At 50.8% G+C, this 1665-nt stretch carries 1 protein-coding gene; it reads left to right on the forward strand.

Annotation, left to right across the window (positions count from 1 at the left end):
* Positions 1-437 precede the first annotated feature (437 nt).
* Positions 438-1460, forward strand: coding sequence for an ABC transporter ATP-binding protein (locus tag AC0QHF_RS00240; protein WP_324702186.1), 1023 nt, complete (start codon positions 438-440; stop codon positions 1458-1460).
* Positions 1461-1665 lie beyond the last annotated feature (205 nt).

Consider the following 1665-nt stretch of genomic DNA (forward strand, 5'->3'; position numbering starts at 1 on the left):
GGGGGGGATGGGGGCTGGGGGGGTCGAAAACATTAATATATATAGCAACTGACAAGGGGGTTATATCAAATCCGGTTGAATGCCCGGAACAAAACGGGTTGGATATCAGGCCCGCTTGGGAATGAATTCCCTTTTCTTATAGCCAAAATCCTCGCTTTGTGGATTGGGGAGATTATGCGGGTAAATAACCGGATCTGATATGAGGACACGATTACTCCGAACGAGTCCACTTAAGTGGACTTTTGCTGTGAGCCTTGAAATTCATTTCAAGGCGGGTGTAAAATTGGCATATCTGTCCCAACCGTTCTGTCGAACGCTATATATAGCAATGTGCAACCATTTGTAAAATTTTCTAGCCCCCAAACCCCCAATTCTGGGGACTTTCACCGGATCGAATTTTCACGAATCATTTCACACTGCTATATATAAAAAAAACGATGGTGACAACGATATCTAATCTCGCCGAAGCGCAAACAGAGACACTATTAAAAATTGAGAATTTGCAGGTACATTTCCCGGTGACGGGGGGGCTGTTCCGACGGCGACAAGTGGGGGCAGTGCGGGCGGTGGACGGGCTTAATTTCGAGATCCGGCGGGGGGAGACGCTGAGTTTGGTGGGGGAGTCGGGGTGCGGTAAAAGTACCACCGGGCGGGCTATTTTACATTTGGAAAAGCCGACGGGGGGGCGGGTTTATTTTGAGGGCGTGGATCTAACAAATTTGGAAGGAGAAGAACTGCGGAAAAAGCGCCGCAAAATGCAGATGATTTTCCAAGATCCCTACGCTTCCCTAAATCCCCGGATGACGGTAGGAAAGATTGTCGGGGAATCGCTGGAAGTTCACGGGTTGGGGAGGGGAATAAGTGCGAAAAATCGAGTTCGTGAATTGTTAGATTTGGTGGGATTGAACCCCAAGTTTGTCAACCGCTATCCCCACGAGTTTTCCGGGGGTCAGAGACAGCGGATCGCGATCGCCCGCGCCTTGGCGGTCAACCCGGATTTTCTCGTCTGCGACGAACCGATCGCCTCCTTGGATGTCTCCATTCAAGCCCAGGTAGTGAACTTGATGCGATCGCTCCAAAAACGCCTCAATTTGACCTATTTATTTATCGCCCACGATTTGAGCGTCGTCCGCCACATTTCGACGCGGGTGGCGGTGATGTATTTGGGTCAAATTGTCGAACTCGGCGATCGCAATTCCATCTACGAAAATCCCCTCCACCCCTACACCAAAGCCCTACTGTCGGCGGTGCCCATTCCCGACCCAGAAATTGAGGCGAAACGGGAGCGAATTTTCCTGACTGGGGACGTTCCGAGTCCCGTATTTCCCCCGTCCGGCTGTCGGTTTCACACCCGCTGTCCCTTCGCGGAGGAACGCTGTAAAATCGAGGAACCCCAATTTCGAGAAATCACCCCCGGACATGGGGTTTCCTGTCACTTGGTTGAATCAAACAGACTTTAGAAAAAAGCTGTAGGGGCAAGCCTCTGCGCTTGCCCAAATAAATGAAAAAAAGCTGTAGGGGCAAGCCTCTGCGCTTGCCTTTAGAAAAAAGCTGTAGGGGCAAGCCTCTGCGCTTGCCCAAATAAATGAAAAAAGCTGTAGGGGCAAGCCTCTGCGCTTGCCCAAATGAATGAAAAAAAGCTGTAGGGGCAAGCCTCTGCGCTTG

The sequence above is a fragment of the Lyngbya sp. CCY1209 genome, assembly GCF_055795065.1.

Excerpts from the sequence above, each read along its gene's own strand:
- AC0QHF_RS00240 (WP_324702186.1), top strand. The coding sequence starts at position 438 with ATGGTGACAACGATATCTAATCTCGCCGAAGCGCAAACAGAGACACTA.